General features: G+C 58.0%; 12 protein-coding genes. 6 read left to right on the plus strand and 6 right to left on the minus strand.

What is annotated here, in order from left to right; translation table 11 throughout:
- The first annotated feature begins 74 nt into the window (after positions 1-74).
- A complete protein-coding gene (locus tag OUO13_RS19695; RefSeq protein WP_283175617.1) occupies positions 75-1,241 on the plus strand; it encodes a p-hydroxyphenylacetate 3-hydroxylase oxygenase component in 1,167 nt (388 codons plus the stop codon).
- 297 nt (positions 1,242-1,538) lie between these two features.
- Positions 1,539-2,474 carry a p-hydroxyphenylacetate 3-hydroxylase reductase component gene (locus tag OUO13_RS19700; protein WP_283175618.1) on the plus strand — a complete coding sequence of 312 codons (936 nt, stop codon included), beginning with the start codon at positions 1,539-1,541 and terminating at the stop codon, positions 2,472-2,474.
- A 226-nt stretch (positions 2,475-2,700) separates the two neighbouring features.
- Here OUO13_RS19700 and OUO13_RS19705 read toward each other — a convergent pair whose 3' ends face one another.
- From OUO13_RS19705 to OUO13_RS19720, 4 genes are all read right to left on the minus strand, one after another.
- Positions 2,701-2,910 carry a cold-shock protein gene (locus OUO13_RS19705; protein WP_283175619.1) on the minus strand — a complete coding sequence of 70 codons (210 nt, stop codon included), beginning with the start codon at positions 2,908-2,910 and terminating at the stop codon, positions 2,701-2,703.
- A gap of 244 nt (positions 2,911-3,154) precedes the next feature.
- Complete coding sequence (locus OUO13_RS19710; protein ID WP_283175620.1) at positions 3,155-5,320, minus strand: PAS domain-containing hybrid sensor histidine kinase/response regulator; 2,166 nt, start codon at positions 5,318-5,320, stop codon at positions 3,155-3,157.
- Between the two features lie 140 nt (positions 5,321-5,460).
- Complete coding sequence (locus tag OUO13_RS19715) at positions 5,461-6,621, minus strand: acetyltransferase domain-containing protein (RefSeq protein WP_283175621.1); 1,161 nt, start codon at positions 6,619-6,621, stop codon at positions 5,461-5,463.
- Positions 6,611-8,731, minus strand: a complete 2,121-nt coding sequence (locus OUO13_RS19720) for a TonB-dependent siderophore receptor (protein WP_283175622.1) — start codon at positions 8,729-8,731, stop codon at positions 6,611-6,613. The genes OUO13_RS19715 and OUO13_RS19720 overlap by 11 nt, the downstream gene beginning before the upstream one ends.
- Positions 8,732-8,968: 237 nt before the next feature.
- On the opposite strand from OUO13_RS19720, the gene hpaI reads away from it, so the two are divergent.
- Positions 8,969-9,787, plus strand: a complete 819-nt coding sequence (gene hpaI, locus OUO13_RS19725) for a 4-hydroxy-2-oxoheptanedioate aldolase (protein WP_283175623.1) — start codon at positions 8,969-8,971, stop codon at positions 9,785-9,787.
- Between the two features lie 237 nt (positions 9,788-10,024).
- Complete coding sequence (locus tag OUO13_RS19730; RefSeq protein WP_283175624.1) at positions 10,025-12,133, plus strand: TonB-dependent siderophore receptor; 2,109 nt, start codon at positions 10,025-10,027, stop codon at positions 12,131-12,133.
- Here OUO13_RS19730 and OUO13_RS20110 read toward each other — a convergent pair.
- Both OUO13_RS20110 and OUO13_RS19735 read right to left on the minus strand, forming a co-directional pair.
- The gene (locus OUO13_RS20110; RefSeq protein ID WP_428982372.1) at positions 12,111-12,686 is read right to left on the minus strand and encodes a hypothetical protein; all 576 of its coding nucleotides are present in this window, start codon (positions 12,684-12,686) and stop codon (positions 12,111-12,113) included. The two genes, OUO13_RS19730 and OUO13_RS20110, sit on opposite strands and share 23 nt — an antisense overlap.
- A gap of 936 nt (positions 12,687-13,622) precedes the next feature.
- Positions 13,623-14,552, minus strand: coding sequence for a LysR family transcriptional regulator (locus tag OUO13_RS19735; protein WP_283175625.1), 930 nt, complete (start codon positions 14,550-14,552; stop codon positions 13,623-13,625).
- A gap of 181 nt (positions 14,553-14,733) precedes the next feature.
- On the opposite strand from OUO13_RS19735, the gene OUO13_RS19740 reads away from it, so the two are divergent.
- Both OUO13_RS19740 and OUO13_RS19745 read left to right on the plus strand, forming a co-directional pair.
- Entirely contained in the window at positions 14,734-15,525 is a 792-nt protein-coding gene (locus OUO13_RS19740; RefSeq protein ID WP_283175626.1) for a class II aldolase/adducin family protein, read from the plus strand.
- A 43-nt stretch (positions 15,526-15,568) separates the two neighbouring features.
- A complete protein-coding gene (locus OUO13_RS19745) occupies positions 15,569-16,588 on the plus strand; it encodes a TRAP transporter substrate-binding protein (protein ID WP_283175627.1) in 1,020 nt (339 codons plus the stop codon).
- Positions 16,589-16,616 lie beyond the last annotated feature (28 nt).

The raw sequence follows: 16,616 nt of genomic DNA on the forward strand, positions 1-16,616 counted from the left end.
GTGCAGAAATTCACCGGTTCCTGATTGAACTGTCGCTGCCAGCCCTCCGTACAACAACAAGAATGGGCCATACCATGACCGCCAAGAATCCTATGCTCGCCAAGCTGCAAGAAATCCTGCCTGCTATTCGCGCCAACGCCCACAAGGCGGAAGAACTGCGTCAGGTTCCGAAGGAAAATATCGAGATGCTGCATGGCATCGGTCTCAACCGCGCCTTCCTGCCGAAAGCGTACGGTGGCCTGGAAATTTCCCTGCCAGAGTTCACCGACTGCATCGCCGCGCTGGCCGGTGCCTGCTGCTCCACAGCCTGGGCCTACAGCCTGCTCTGCACCCACAACCACCAGATGGCGATGTTCAGCAAGCAAGCCCAGCAAGAATTCTGGGGTGAAAACCCGGATGCCGTGGCGTCATCGTCCATTGCACCATTCGGTAAATACGAAGAAGCCGAAGGCGGCATTATCTTCACCGGTGACATGAAGTGGAGTTCTGGCGTGGATCACGCCGACTGGATCATTGTGGGTCTGAACCGCATGATCAACGATGAAAAAGTCTACTGCTTCGCGGTGATTCCGAAGCGTGACTTCAGTGTCATCGACGACTGGTTCTCCGTTGGTATGCAGGGCTCCGGCACCAAAACTGCCCGTATCGAGGGTGTGTTTGTGCCAGAACACCGTATCCAGGCCGCCAAAGACATGATGGAGGGCCGTCATGTTGGTCGTGAGCTGTATCCGGACAGCAAGATTTACCACACCCCGTACCGCCCATATTTCGCCTGTGGTTTCGCCGCCATGAGCCTGGGTGTGGCCGAACGTATGATCGAGGTCTACAAGGATCTCACCAAAAACCGCGTGCGCGCCTACACCGGCGCCAAGGTCGGCGGTTCGGTCCCTCCGATTCTGCGCATCGCCGAGTCTTACCAGCAGGTCTGTGCAGCCCGCGCCTATCTGGAAAAAACCTGGAACGAACACAAGGAATTCGGTGAGCGTCACCAGTACCCAACCCGCTACGAGCTGGCTCACTGGCGCACCAACCAGGCTTATGCCATCAAGATGTGTGTAGAAGCCGTCAACCGCCTGTGGGCCGTTATGGGCGCTTCCAACTGGTACGAAGACCGTGAAGCCCAGCGTCTGTGGCGCGAATCCAACATGACCGCTGCGCACGCCTACACCGACTATGATGTCTGCGCCCAGATCATTGGCCGCGAACTGCTCGATATGGAGCCGGACCCAAGCCTGCTGTAATCACACCAGCCTTAAAACTTCTTCCAACCCCGGCGGATTGCAGCTGACGGATGACGGTTCTGTACAAATGTTACCTCGTCGTCCGGCATACATTGATGTCTGCGGGCCGGGCTGGCCGGTGCTTCACTCTCACCGGCCAGCCCTCCATGACTGCGTCCAGCCAACCTGAATCACAGGCACAACATCATGAATCGACTGCTTTCGCTGTTTCGTCGTACCGAACAAGAGGCACTGCCGGAATCTGCCAGCCTGCTGAGCATGATGTTTCTGACGCCTTACCTGTAAAGGAAACTGACCATGACCGCATTTGATCCCAAAGCTTTCCGTCGCGCGCTGGGCAACTTCGCCACCGGCGTGACCGTGATCACCGCTTGCACCCCTGATGGCGTCAAAACCGGTGTCACCGCCAACAGCTTCAACTCGGTGTCCCTCGACCCTGCGCTGGTGCTGTGGAGCATTATGAAAACCTCCGGCAGCGTCGAGATTTTCGAGCAGGCCAGCCACTTTGCCGTGAACATTCTGGCGGCTGACCAGATCAACCTGTCGAACCACTTTGCACGTCCGTCCGACGACAAGTTCGCGGGTGTTGATTACGAAAGCGGCTTTGGCAATGCACCACTGCTGCGCGACTGCGCCGCCCGTTTCCAGTGCGAGAATTACCAGCGCCTCGACGGTGGTGATCACTGGATTCTGATCGGCAAAGTGGTGGCGTTTGATGATATTGGTCGCGCACCGCTGCTGTATCACGCCGGTGCCTATTCAGCGGTGATTCCACACGCCGGTGCCAAACCGAAAAACCCGGAAGCCAACGCTGAAGGCATCGAGAAAAACGCCCAGCGTCTGCACGACAACCTGTATTACCAGATGCTCCAGGGCGTCAAACGCTACCAGAACAGCTATCAGCCATTGCAACTGGCGACCGGCCTGCGTGTGATTGAAGCTCGCATGCTGATGACCCTGAACGACTTTGGCTCGCTGCTGGCCCGTGAGCTGGAAGAACGGATTGGTATGCCAGACCAGGACCTGCACGCCGCTCTGGAAACCCTGAAGCGCAAGGAATGGCTGGTAGTGAGTGGTGAAGGCAAGGACGAACGCCTGAGCCTGACCACAGCAGGCATTGAACAGGCTGAAACCCTGTGGCAGATCGCTCAGGAGCGTCAGCAGCAGGTATTTGGCCAGTTCAGCGCAGACGAGCTGGCGGCCTTCCGCAAGGTGCTCAACGCCATCCAGTAAGAATTTGTCTGGTCGGCGCTTGCTGGTCAGCCTGCCAAGATTCGCCGCACCAGTCGTGAGGGGCGCGAATGCTGACGATGCTGGTCTCCCCATCAGCGTCTGATCCTGTTGTTATATCTGCCTCATCCATTCCCGGCTTCGGCCGGGTTTTTTTCGTCAAACCTCAGACACAAAAAAAGCGGACCGAAGTCCGCTTTTTTATGTTGTCATGGTTTGCCGAAGCAAATTACACGATAACGATGTTCTCAGCCTGTGGGCCTTTTTTGCCTTGAGTCACAGTGAACTGGACTTTCTGGCCTTCAGCCAGGGTTTTGAAGCCTTCGCTCTGGATGGCGCTGTAGTGAGCGAATACATCTGGACCAGACTGCTGGGAGATGAAGCCAAAACCTTTCTCTTCGTTGAACCACTTAACGGTGCCGGTAACGGTGTTAGACATTTGAAATATCCTGTAGAAAAAATAAAAAATTCGCCACTGCGGGCGGACAGCAGGATGCAGATCGGAACCTGGATATTGCAGAACGAAGGACTACAAGAATACTTACGAAATGAATAACAAGAGGATTTGACTTCCAGCGTGTGCACCTACCTTAATACACCAGATTCTGGCTTGTCAAACGCAATGTCATACATGACTGGCTTTTTTGTAACCAACCTGTAAATTCGAGGCTCTGGTCTCTGGGTTACCGACCAGACTCATCACTTTTTGGCTCTCGTGGCGCATGACTGTCACGCGCAGCAGCAAGCCAACGCTCCAGTACCGGAATAATAGCTTCCATCCGCACCGGCTTTGCCAGATAGTCGTTCATACCTGCCAGCAGGCACTGCTCACGATCGCCCTGCATGGCATTGGCGGTCATAGCGATAATCGGCAAACGTCCGAAACGCAGGTCCTGTCGTAACAACCGCGTGGTGTCGTAACCGTCACGCACCGGCATATGGCAGTCCATCAGCACCAGATCACAACGATACTGATCCAGCCATTGCAGGGCTTCGTCACCATGGTTGCAAACCTCAACCTCCAGTCCCAGCAACTGCAACAAACCACTCGCCACCTTCTGATTTACCAGATTGTCTTCCACCAGCAGCACCTTGCCCTGCAGCTGGGGATAATGAGGGGGCGTCGAACGCTCAACGGGCCGGGAAGCCAACACCGTATGTTCGTCGTCAAACAGGGAGTGCAAGACATCAAACAGTAACGACTGGTTCAGCGGCTTGCTGATCACCGACCGGAAACCGTGCAAACCGGTAATCTGCCCCGACAGACGCATGCCCACGGACGAAATACCAATCACCACAGGCTGCGGCTGCAACTGCCCCAGCCAATGCAACTGTAACGCGGCTTCGTCAATGTTGTTCACCGCTAGCAGCACAACCTCCGGTTTTTCGAGATCGGCCGCTTCGGCAGGCAAAGTCTCCAGCAAGCGGTATTGCATTTGCCAGCAGTCGAGCATACGGCCGAGATATTCGCGACTGTCGCGATTCGGTTCGATCACCAGCAGACGGCGCTTGGCCAAACGGGGGGACTGTCGATACGCACGGTCACGATGACGTTCACTGCTGTCGAGCCAGATCCGGAACCAGAATCGTGAGCCTGCTCCCGGAATGCTGTTAACGCCAATATCACCGTCCATCAGCGCCACAATCTGCTTGCTGATGCTGAGGCCCAGTCCGGTGCCACCAAATCGGCGGGTGGTGCTGGAGTCGCCCTGATAAAACCGCTGGAACAGATGCCGACACACATCCGGCGCCATTCCCATACCAGTATCCACCACCTCGAACTGCAAGCAGCTGCGGTTGTTGAACTCGGCGATTACCCGGCAATGCACGCGGATGGAACCCTTTTCGGTGAACTTGATGGCATTACCAACCAGATTAAACAACACCTGCTGGATACGCCCCGGATCACCCACAAACCACTGGCTTTGCATCGGCTCCGCCGGGCAGATCAGTTCTACCGGTTTGTTCGCCACCCGGTGGGAAATGGATTCACCAAATATGGCCAGCAGTTTGGGCAGATCGAACTCGCGCTGCTCAAGCTCCAGCATGCCGGATTCAATTTTCGAGAAATCGAGAATGTCGTTGATGATGGTCAGCAGTGATTCGGCACTGTGATGAATGCTGTTGGCCATATCCAGCTGCTCTTCGCTGAGACTGGTTTCGCGCAGCAGGCTGATCATGCCCAGCACACCGTTGATCGGCGTGCGGATTTCATGACTCATATTGGCGAGGAACATACTCTTGGCGCGATCGGCGGCCTCGGCGACTTCTTTGGCGCGACGCAGCTCGACCATCATACGTTCGGTATTTTCCTTGGCTTCGCGTAACTCATGGGTACGCTCGTCGATCAGTTCTTCGAGGTGCTCCTGATAGTCCTGCAGCTCCTGCTCGGCACGTTTGCGTTCGGAAATATCCACCACAAACGCCACCACATACTCTTCGTTATCCAGCACAAAATAGTGGGAATGGATTTCTACCGGAAACTGCTTGCCATGATGGTCGATGTGCAGTGTTTCGAAATGCACCTTGTTGCTGAGCTTCAGCGCTTCCCAGATACCCGGCCAGTCGTCTTCACAGACATTCGGGTCCAGCTCCCAGATTGGACGCCCAATCATATCCTCACGGCTGTAACCCAGACGTTCACAGGCGGCCCGATTGACGTTCACAATGCGGGAATCGGCCCGCATCCAGAACACCTCGTGTGACGCTACCTCCAGCGAATACTGGTTAAAGCGCAAAGAGTTGAAAATCGCCTCGCTGTTGGCCAGTTCGTGGTCGAGATCAATGCGCGGAAACCGCTGCCCCTTGATGATCTCGTGAATATCCTGCGTCTTGTTATGCACGGCCATAGCAACACCTGCCAAACGGATGTTCCGGAATCCCTGACGAACATTCAGCCTAGCAGTAGCACAAGCCATGCGCGAACACCCTGGTCAAGATGGCGTATATTTTATAATCAATGATTCCCGCTCATGACCCAACGCACGACTTACCAGTATCGCAACCAGCCGTGTGAATGACGACGTTTCAGCCGCGCAAACCAGGCGGTCAGCGGGTACAGACACAGCGCCAGTCCGACAGCGATCATCCATACCTGACTGACGTGCTCAACGCCCAGCAAGTCGCCATGGTTGGTTCCCCACACAGACACCGCGACCTCGTACATCAGCAATAACGCATACAGGTGCAGCAGGTAGAAAAACATGGGGGCACCGCCCAGTGTGGTCAGCCAATGTTGCCAGCGCCCGGACCAGCGTTCGAAGGCGAACAACAACAGGCATGAAATCCCCAGCGTCAGCAGCAGAAAATGTAATGACGGCGGGTATTTGGTGAGGTTCACCATCGACATCAGGGTATGGGTTGGAGAGATTCCGGATTCCAGCGCCGATGGTTCCCCGTATAAATCACTTCCCCGCAGCACCACAAACAGCAACAGGCAGCTGGCACCAGCCAGCCACAAACTCTGCAGCCGTTTTACCGCATCGTAACCACGAGCAAACCAGGGGCCTGCCCAATATCCCAGCACAATTACGCCAATCCACGGGAGTAGCGGATAACTGATCTTGAGCCTGATCGGGCCATCGCTGATCAGGAAATTACGATCATGCAGGATGGTCCAAACCGGATAGGCCCAATGGTCGCTGCTGAATTGCAGCGGCGATAACAGGTTATGTCCCGCCACCAGCGTTAACCCCAGAACCAGCAGCCACGGCCGTGGCCAATGACTCACCAACGCCAGGCAGATCATGCTCAGACCAATGGCCCAGATCACCTGCAGCCAGATGGTGTGGTAGCTACCCATCCATGAGAACGTCACCAGCGTAAACTCCAGTACGATCAGAAACAGGCCACGCTTCAGCAAAAAGCCGGTTAACGGGCGCACCGGTCCACTGCCACCATGGGCATACAACCAGGCCGATACTCCGGCCAGAAACACAAACGAGGGCGCACACAGGTGCGCCGCAATCCGGCTCCAGAACAGAGCCGGAGACGTTGTGTCCAGATTCATCGGGTCACTGACCTGCTGATGCAGGAAAAACCGCTCACGCACGTGATCGACCAGCATCAACAACATCACCAGCCCGCGCAGGCTGTCGATGCTGCTGATACGGCCTGCCAGTGCAGGACTCTGGGCCAGCTCAGAACTCATAGGTCAGACTCGCACGAATATTGCGTGGCTCACCAGGCTGGTTCCACAAGGCCGAATAGCTGTTACGGATATAGGATTCGTCCAGCAGGTTATCCACATACAGAGCGGCGTCGAGGCCATCGCCCAACTCAGTGCCAGCGAATACATCGACCAGACTGTAGGCTGGCAGACGGTAATCCGGATCAGCCGCATCCCCCGGACGTGCGCCAACATGACGCAGACGCACTCCGGCGTGATTCTGATAACCGTAGAGGTCCAGCTGCTGTTTAAGGGTCAGGTTGAGGGTATGACGCGGGATATTCACAAGGCCACTGCCTTCCGGCACCAGCACGCCCCAATCAGCACTGATGGCATCACGAGTGGTGCGGGCATACAACCAGCTCCACGCCAGACTGGCGTTCAGACGCTCGGTCAGATCCGCCGCCACATCCAGCTCCAGCCCCTGGCTACGCGCCTCGCCCAGCGAGGCCGAGAAGCCGGCATTCACCGGGTCGGCGGTGAGAATGTTGGACTTCACCGCATCAAACACTGCCACCGTGCCCTGCAGACGTTCCGATTCGTACTTCACACCGGCTTCCAGCGAGTGACTGGCCTCGGGCTCAAAAGCATCGCCCTGATAATCAGAACCACTGACCGGCATAAAACCTTCGGAATAACTGCTGTACAGGCGGGTACTGTCGCTGAGCACATACACCACCCCCACACGCGGGCTCCAGCGACCATCGGCCTGATGGCTGCTGGTATTGGCTAACTGCTCATGCAGCTGCTGACGGAAACGGTCGTAACGAGCGCCCAGCAACAGTTGCCAGTCTGCGTTCAGCTCCATCTGATCCTGCAGGTATATTCCCCAGGCATTCCAGACTTCATGATTGCGATACAGAGGTGTCAGTGCGGGTGCGCTGCTGCCATACACCGGGTTGTGAATATCAATGGCGTAACTGCCCGCTGCTCCCCGATAACGGTCCATGTCGGTATCCAGCTGGTAACGGTAACCGTCAGCGCCCACCATCAGGTTGTGACGCACCGCCCCCGTCCATTCCTCACCACTCAGCTCCAGCCGTGCAGACTTGTCGGCAGCCGAATAATCGCGGTAACGACGCTGACGGGTGAGGGTGCTGCCATCCTGTAACAACGACTGGCGGCTGGCCGACAGCTCGGCCTCGGAGGAATACCCCTTGAAGCCGGAGTTGCGCTGGCTGATCCCGGCGGTTAACTGCCACCCATTGTCGAGCATGTGATCGAGTGACAGCTGATGACCCAACGCGCGGGTACGGATCGGGCCATCATCCGGTTCACCGAGAAAACGCGAACGCGGCACCGTATCAAAATCGCCGTTCAGCACCACTACACCACGATCGAAAACCTGATCCTGACGCACGTACTCCATCTCGTAGAGCAGACTGGTGTTATCGCCCAGCTCCTTCAGCAGCGATGGTGTCAGCACCCGTTTGCGGCTGTAAACATGGTCGCGAAAGCTGTCGTCATTGGCCCAGGCACCGTTCACCCGCCCGGCCATGGTGTCGGATAACGCACCCGTGATGTCCGCCTCCACCCGGCGATGACCAAAACGCCCGGTTTCACCCTTGATGTACCCGGCTGATTCAAATTCTGGCTTGCGGGTCACCACGTTGATGGTGCCGCCCGGCTCCGAACGGCCATAGAGCGCGGCCCCCGGCCCTTTTAACACCTCAATGGATTCCACATTGGACATGTCACGGTTGCCGCTGAAACCACGGCCACCACTGAAACCGTTCACCAGATACCCGGATGGCATGTTCTCGTTACCGGGAAAACCACGCAGCGCGTAGCTGTCCCAAAGACCACCGGTGTTGTTCTGACGCGCCACACTGGCGGATGAATCCAACGCGTCCTGAAAGGAATGCACTCCACGCTCATCCAGATCAACCCGCTCCAGCTGCTGCAACGCCTGCGGCCGATCCTGCTCGGCAACATTGCCGCGATAAGGCTGCTGATATGACGTGACCACGACCTCTTCGATGGGCGTTTCAGTGGCGGTTTTATTGGCCGTTTCAGTGGATTCGGACAACACCGGTGCCGACACAACCAGCAGCAACGGCAAGGAAACAGAGGGTTTGAGACTGGAAAACATGGATTCAACTCTGACGGGCAATAGAAATGGCTATCGTTTGATATGTAATAATATAACAATAAAATTAACAACATCTACCCACAATCCCAAATCAAATCCCAAATACGAAGCCAACCGGCACCGGCACAACAGCGGCATGATTCCATTTACGGAAACATGAAGTACCGCTACGGCCGCAATCGGCCTGTTTGCCACAGGCGTATGATCAGGCTGGATCACTGCTCACAGGAGTTGTATATGCCCGCCCCGATCAACCACTTCAAACGCGCCATCAATCCGGCCCAAACCATAAGCCCACGCGCCCAGATCGGCCTGTGGCTGGGTCTGGCCAACAGTTACACCGCTGAGTTGCTGGCAGGCGCCGGATTTGACTGGCTGCTGATTGATGGAGAGCACTCACCCAACGACCTGCGGACCATTCTCGAACAACTGCAGGCGGTCGCGCCGTACCCGACCACTCCGATTGTGCGTCCGGCCTGGCCCGATGCCGTACGCATCAAACAGATTCTCGATCTCGGTGTGCAAACCATCCTCGCGCCGATGGTTGAAACCGCCGAACAAGCCGCCGCCGTGGTGGCGGCGACCCGTTATCCGCCACAAGGCATTCGCGGGGTTGGCAGCCCGCTGGCACGCGCTTCACAGTTCAACCGTAATGCCGATTATCTGGAGACCGCCAATGAACAAATCTGTGTGCTGATCCAGATCGAAACCGCCACCGGCGTTGAACATCTGGATGCCATTCTGAAAGTGGAAGGGGTCGATGGTGTGTTTATTGGCCCGGCCGATCTCAGCGCCTCGATGGGTTACCTGAATAACCCCGGTCATCCTCAGGTGCAGGCGGTGATTGAATCCTGCATCGGCAAGATTGTGGCGGCTGGCAAAGCCCCCGGCATCCTGATTGGCAACGAACAACTGGCTAAACGCTACATCGAACTGGGTGCTCTGTTTGTGGGTGTTGGCACCGATACCGGCCTGCTGCTGAAGTCGTCGGCCGAGCTGATTGGTCGTTACAAAACAGAGTTAACACCGCAAGAAAAGCCCGGTTCGGTTTACTGATTACCCCTGTTACTCCTGCCCTTGTTGCCGCGTTATCTCTCAGCCGAGCCTGAGATATAACGCGGTGTCTGCAACAGCTCGATACTGCCCCGACCTGCCCCTGCCTTTGTCTCTGCTTTTGCCTGCCGACGATAGAAGCATTGCTGACATAACAATACATATTCTCAAATGAAAATGATTATTACATAAAATAAAATACCAGCCTTCTGCAACTTTCAAAGGCTGTTTGCTGTCGCCATGAAACCGAACCTGCTCGCACTTATTATCGCCTCGTTGTCCATTTCCACTGCCTGGGCAGAGACACTCAACGATGATACCCCCATCGAAATTACCGAGTCGGTGAGTGTGGTAGGCGAACAGGAATCCTGGTTCGAGGAAGCACGCACCACCGCCCTGAAAATGGATGCCGATGACCTCGAAACCCCATACAGCCAGAGTGTGCTGAACAGCACCCTGCTGGATGACTTCAAGGCCAACACCCTCGAAGAAGGCTTTGGTTACGTCAGCGGTTTCTCGCGTTCCGGCACCGCCGCCAACAGTTTCACCATTCGGGGCATGGCCGCCGATCTGCAAAACCTGCAAGTGGATGGCCTGCCGGGGCTGGTATCGCGCTTCGGTTCACCAGTGACCGCCAATATCGAACAGGTGGAAGTCCTGAAAGGCCCGGCCTCGGTGCTGTATGGCTGGATGGAACCGGGTGGCATGGTCAATATCGTTACCAAAAAGCCGCAGGCCGAAGCCCATAACAGCGTTGACCTGACCTATCAGAACTTTGTTAACCAAAACAAGGGTGGCTACGAAGGTTCGGTGGATTCCACCGGCGCTCTGACCGCCGATGGCAAGGTGATGTACCGCCTGATTGCCGGTGGTGAACACGAAAACAGCTATCGCGGTCTGGTCGATAACAACAGCCGTTATCTGTACCCGTCAATTGCCTTCCAGCTCGATAATGACACCCGCCTCGACCTGCAACTGGAATACACCAAAGAAGAGCGAGGTGCCGATGATGGCCTGGCGGTGCTGAACCACGACATCAACACCGCCGCCAGCATCGAAACCTGGTATCAGGAAAACGGTGATTTCGACAACGACGAAGGCCACGCCCTGTCGGCCACCCTCACCCACCAGTTCAACCAGCAACTCAGCAGCGAAGTGCGCTGGCGCAGCGTCTGGCACGAAGACGAACGTGATCTCTACGAAAACAACGCCGTGGTGGCCAGCGACAGCAGCCTTCGCCGTCGTGACCGCCACCAGTACAACGCCCGTGAATACCACTTCGTAGACGCCCGTCTGAACCTCGATATGGGCGAACAGATAAAACACCACCTGGTGATGGGGCTTAACGGCGGTTATGAATATCGCCAGTACGACCAGCTCGCCATCGACAGCCGCGGCGCCAACGTCAGCCTCTACAACCCGGTCAAAACCGGCAATGTCCTGACCGAAGACCCCGGCAGCTTCCGCCAGTGGGATATCTACAACGCCGGTATCTACCTGACCGACCGTATCGAACTCACCGACCAGCTCAGCCTGCTGGCCGGAGTGCGCCACGACTATCAGGAAGGTGACTACCACCTGTACTACCGCGATGCCGACACCAGCGCCGATGACCACACCGACACCCGCAGCACCAACTACAACGCCGGCGTGGTGTATCGCCTGACGCCGCAATGGTCGCTGTACAGCAGTTACGCGCAGTCGTTCAGCCCGCAAGCGGTCGCGACCTACGATGAAAACAACCAGCAGATGGACCCGGAACAGGGCGAGCAGTATGAATCGGGGGTAAAATTCGGCTCCGACGACGGCCGCCTGAACATGAACCTCGCCTGGTTTGATATCCACAAATACAACGTGGTGGAAAACAATGGCGACTACAACGAACTGGTGGGAGAAATCCGCTCACGCGGACTGGAGCTGAACCCGCAGTACCAGATCACCAACAACCTGCAAATGCAGGCCGGTTACACCTGGACCGAAGCGGAAGTCTCCAATAGCCTCAATGACGACGCCGAAGGCAACACCCCGGCCTTTGCCCCGGTACACAGCGCCTTTATGTGGAGCCGCTACAACTACCCAACCCAGGTCATGGGTGGCACTGTCGGCTCCAGCCTAGGGATGAAATATGAATCGGTACGTTACACCGACGAAGAAACCAGCAAACGCGTACGCCTACCGGGTTACACCGTCATCAACGCCGGTTTCTACTACGAACGCAACTCCGCCCGTTACGCCCTGAACGTCAGCAACCTCACCAACGAGCAGTACTACACCGGCGGCAGCGCCGACACCAAAATCTACCCAGGCGAACCACTGAAACTGTCACTCAGCGCCCAGTATGAGTTTTGATCAAAAGGCCATGTCGGGTGTCGGGTGTCGGGTGTCGGGTGTCGGGTGTCGGGTGTCGGGTGTCGGGTGTCGGGCGTCGGGCGTCGGGCGTCGGGCGTCGGGCGTCGGGCGTCGGGCGTCGGGCGTCGGGCGTCGGGCGTCGGGCGTCGGGCGTCGGGCGTCGGGCGTCGGGCGTCGGGCGTCGGGCGTCGGGCGTCGGGCGTCGGGCGTCGGGCGTCGGGCGTCGGGCGTCGGGCGTCGGGCGTCGGGCGTCGGGCGTCGGGCGTCGGGCGTCGGGCGTCGGGCGTCGGGCGTCGGGCGTCGGGCGTCGGGCGTCGGGCGTCGGGCGTCGGGCGTCGGGCGTCGGGCGTCGGGCGTCGGGCGTCGGGCGTCGGGCGTCGGGCGTCGGGCGTCGGGCGTCGGGCGTCGGGCGTCGGGCGTCGGGCGTCGGGCGTCGGGCGTCGGGCGTCGGGCGTCGGGCGTCGGGCGTCGGGCGTCGGGCGTCGGGCGTCGGGCGTCGGGCGTCGGGCGTCGGGCGTCGGGCGTCGGGCGTCGGGCGTCGGGTGAGCAGCATTCATCAACACACCGCTAAAACCCAGCGCAGCTGGCCACGTTAATTGCCCATTGGGCGAGCCGGGATTAACCGCAACGGCCGACCCGGCCGGGGCATGGATGCCCCGCAAGGCCCTATTTTCAAAGATAGACAGGGCACAGGGATGTGCCATCGGGCCGGGGTCGAAACGCCGTTGTCGGGGAATACCGGGTAAACGAGCCCAGTCGGGCTAAGCAGGGGGAGGCCCGCCCGGCCGGGGGACAAGGTCCCCCACGAGGGCAAGCGGCCTAGCCAATTAACAAGCCGAGTAATCGCAAAGCGTCGGACGAACAGCATCCACCAGCACACCGATTTAGCCCAGCGCTGCTGGCTACTGAATGCCCATCTGGGCGAGCCGGAATTCACCGCAACGGCCGACCCAGCCGGGGCATGGATGCCCCGCAAGGCCCGTTGGCACAGGGATGTGCCATCGGGCCGGGGTCGAAACGCCGTTGTCGGGGAATACCGGAGACACGAGCCCAGTCGGGCTAAGCAGGGGGAGGCCCGCCCGGCCGGGGGACAAGGTCCCCCACGAGGGCAAGCAGCCTAGCCAATTAACAAGCCGAGTAATCGCAAAGCGTCGGACGTCGGACGTCGGACGTCGGACGTCGGACGTCGGACGTCGGACGAACAGCATCCACCAGCACACCGATTTAGCCCAGCGCTGCTGGCTACTGAATGCCCATCTGGGCGAGCCGGGATTCACCGCAACGGCCGACCCAGCCGGGGCATGGATGCCCCGCAAGGCCCGTTGGCACAGGGATGTGCCATCGGGCCGGGGTCGAAACGCCGTTGTCGGGGAATACCGGAGACACGAGCCCAGTCGGGCTAAGCAGGGGGAGGCCCGCCCGGCCGGGGGACAAGGTCCCCCACGAGGGCAAGCAGCTTTGCGCCAGACGCCAGGCCCAGACCATCGCCTCACACCAACCACACACCTTCCGCTACCAGCTGCTGGCTGAGTTCCTTCACCACCGCGGCGACTGCCCTGCAGGCCAAACTGCGCGGGCGGTCGTGCATTTGCACCAGATTCACCGCTCGTTGCAGATCCGGTTCGGTAATCCGCAGCGCCTGAATCTCACCACTGCGCAGTTGTGGATAAATCGCCGTCGAAGGGCAGATCAGCAGGCCGTAGCCTTCGCTGACATAGCGCAGGGTGGTCATCAGCTGGCCGAACGGCTGTGCCCGTTGCAGACGAATGCCGGTGAGTTGTTCGTACTGGCCGATGCGATACCCCAGTGAATCCTTATAGCCGGTGAACATCACCGGTAACTCGGCCAGTTGCTGCCATGAGATGCTGGAGTGCGCCAGCAGCTGTTCAAACTGGCCGCCCGCCACCGTGCCCACTGCCAGCAAGAGCTGTTCGTTAAGCAGCAGTTCGCTGCTCATGCCCATGTGGTCAGAGGCGTCCGGCGAGCACACCAGCACATCCACTTCGCCCTTGCGTAACTGTTCATAGAGGGTGCTCGACAGCCCGGTGTAGAGATCCAGCTCGATGCCCGGATAAGAGCGGCTGATTTCGGCGTACAACGCGACAGCCAGGGCATTGCCGGTGGGCTGGGTCATGCCGATAGCAACCCGGCCACGGATGTCATTGTTGTCTTGCAGGGCCAGACGGGCGCTGTCGAGTTGTTCCAGGGCTCCACGGGCGGCCTGCACAAAACGCTCACCGGCGTCGGTGAGGCGCACGCCTTTGTGGTCACGTTCCAGCAGACGGGTTTTGAGTTCGTGCTCCAGCGCCGCCAGTTGCTGGCTGATGCTGGGCTGTGCGACATCCAGTTCACGGGCGGCGGCGGCGATGCTACCGGTGCGGGCGCAGACCAGCAGATAGGTGAGTTGACGAGTGTTCATGACGGCTCCGGAAACGGCGGTTGGGTATCAGTTTTTCCTATACCCCATCGATAAAGATCAGCCTACCAGAAGCGCTTGCCAATACTTAACATCTAAATTAACCAGACAGTCATAAATGGCAAAGCTGCCTGTCTGCCCTGTCGGGTAACCCTCTTTTAATAACAACAACCGGAGTGATGTGATGGCCTCATTCGATAACAACCCGCTGGCCCGCAGCCAGCAGAATTTCAACAAACCGGCACGTTTTTCCGAGGAAGAATGGCAAGCCCGTATCAAGCTGGCTGGCACCTATCGGGTGTTCGCCTACCTGGGGTGGGACGAGTCCATCTACAACCATATTTCCCTGCGGGTGCCGGGCACCAATCACTTTCTGATCAACCCGTTTGGCCTGCACTACAGCGAAGTGACTGCCTCCAATCTGGTCAAGGTCGATATCGACGGCAATATCATTGGCGAGTCCGACTGGCCCATTAACCCGGCCGGTTTTACCTTCCACGGCGAAATCCACGCCAAGGTCGCTGATGGCCACTGCGTGATGCACGTCCACACCACCCCAACGCTGGCGGTATGTTGTCTGGAAGAAGGCATTTCCTATAGCAACTTCTATTCAGCCCAGCTCTACGGCAAGGTTGCCTGGCACGATTTTGAAGGTATCACCCTGCGCTCTGACGAAGGTGCGCGGATTCTGGCCAGCGCCGGTGACAAGCCGGTACTGATGCTGAAAAACCACGGCCCGGTGGTGATTGGCGCCACACTGGCACAGGCGTTTTCGCTGATGTGGCTGGTCAACCGCGCCTGTGAAGTACAGCTGGCATCCATGAGTATGGGCAAGGTGATCCGTATTCCAGAGCCGATCCTGCAAGGCTGTGTGGCCGACTCGCTCAACTTCGACCCACGTTACGGTGCTGGCGAAGACGCCCTGGCTGCCATGATCCGGGTAGTTGAACGCCAGGATCCATCATTCAAATATTGATTGCCAACGATCACCATTCCAATAACAAATACGACGGTGTGTTATGAAAACCTTTTGTTTGTTCGCTCTCACCTGGCTGCTGTCATTGCCATCCCAGGCTGAAACCATTCTCCGCGTTGGCACCTGGCTGCCACCAACCAACCCGCAGAATTCGGAGGTCTGGGCAACCTGGTCCCAATGGGTCGAGGAAGCGACCGAGGGGCGAGTCAAAGTTAAACTGGAGTATGGTCTGGGCCATCCCAAGTCCCTGTTCAGCATGGTGGAAGACGGTGTGATCGATGCTGCTTTCAGTGTTAACGGTTACCTGCCAGGCCGCTTCCGGCTCGACATCATGGCCGAACTGCCAGGCCTCAGTAACAATGCCGAAGCCGCTTCTGTTGCCCTCTGGCGCACCCACCAGAAATACTTCGCCGACCAGGGTGAATTTGATGGCCTGGAACTGCTCGGCCTGTTTGTGCACGGCCCCGGCCAGATTTACAGCCGCAAGCCAATCCAGTCGTTAGCCGATCTGCGTGGTATGAAAATGCGGATTGGTGGCGGCGTGATGGGCACCATTGCCGAGCGTCTGGAATGCACGGCGGTGCAGGCTCCAGCTCCGAAGGTCTATGAAATGATGCAACAAGGTGTCGTGGATGGTGTGTTCCTGCCGCTGCTGGAACAGAAATACCTGCGCCTGAATGAGGTCACCAGCCACATCGTCACGATTCCCGGCGGCTTTTACGCCAGTTCGTTCTCATTCTTTGCCAATCCGGAATTTATGGAGAATCTGGAACCGCGCGACCGCGAAGCCATTCGCCGGGTATCAGGCGAGAAACTGTCCGCTCTGGCAGGCCGTGCCTGGGCCAATGCCGACCAGACCGGTTATGAAGCCGCTCGCGCCAGCGGTGTCCAGATCACGGAACTGACCGAAACTGACCCGATGACCGTTGAAATCCGCTCGCTGCTGGCGGATATGGAAGATCAGTGGGTAAAACAGATCGCCGATACTGGCGTGGATGCCAAGGCCGCACTGGCTTACTTCAAAGCTCAGAAAACCGAGCTGTTAACCGCTACCAACCCATAACATCAGGCCCTTCCGGGCCTTTTTCGGG

Origin of the sequence: Parathalassolituus penaei (assembly GCF_026626885.1) — a bacterium.
In the GTDB taxonomy this organism is placed as follows: domain Bacteria; phylum Pseudomonadota; class Gammaproteobacteria; order Pseudomonadales; family Oceanobacteraceae; genus Oceanobacter; species Oceanobacter penaei.